Genomic DNA, 853 nt, shown 5'->3' on the forward strand with positions numbered 1-853 from the left:
GGGATATTGCCAAGAATGGGATATCCTATCGTTCCTTCGACGCTGACGGGAAATGTCCCTGACAGTCCAGTATCACCATAAACGGTGATCAGGAGGACATCGCCCGATGCAACTTTATATGGCTCGTCCGCCCACGCCGCCGAAGCCATTGGCGACAACAAGAGGATCGAAGAAAACGCACAAGCGGTCATCAGCTTGTTGATCCGGTGAGCAAATCCAGGGCGGCTATTTTTTTGTTTGATCAACATTGTCGACCTCATGCCTTTGCGGTGGAAGAGCGGGTTTTTGCGTAGTCAGCAAGCTCCTTGACGACACGTCCGGAGACGAGTTTGGTGGGAGCAAGCGGCGCGCTCAAGGCGACTGGACCTCGGCTTTCGTGGTCGCTGTTGAGAACGATACCGCTGACTTTCCGACCGTCGGCGCGTAGTTTCGTGACGGCGGTCACGACGTCCTCCATCCTGGCGACGTCACGGCGCACGACCAATACCGTCGTGTCGGCAAGCGACGCCGCACGTATGGCATCCGCACTGTTGGCGATAGCTGGCGTATCGATAAGAACGATGTCGTACTGTCGCTTAAGCTCTGCGATCATTTTCGCGAATTGCTCGTGGCCTAACAAAAATTCTGCCGGAACCTGACAGGTCTGCGTCGCCACAAAGTCGATTGCGGATTCCGCGTCGTGCTGCACCGCCGCTTCAAGTGTATGCCGGCCGCGGATCACTTCTTCCAGATAGGGACCGAATTGATCGCCGAACTCATGGGCCACCATCGGATTCCGGAAATTGGCGTCCACGACGACAGTCCGTATCCCTGTAGCTGATAGTGATCTCGCAAGGCCTGCTACGATCAGCGT

General features: G+C 56.0%; 2 protein-coding genes. Both read right to left on the minus strand.

Annotated elements, in window-relative coordinates:
• A partial coding sequence (locus tag ACXJ5O_RS28545; RefSeq protein WP_457302849.1) for a polysaccharide biosynthesis/export family protein occupies nucleotides 1-248 on the minus strand: 248 nt, incomplete at its 3' end.
• Between the two features lie 8 nt (nucleotides 249-256).
• Nucleotides 257-853 (minus strand): CpsD/CapB family tyrosine-protein kinase (locus tag ACXJ5O_RS28550; protein WP_457302850.1); only part of this gene is annotated, 597 nt, incomplete at its 5' end.

The organism is Phyllobacterium sp. P5_D12, from assembly GCF_054049495.1.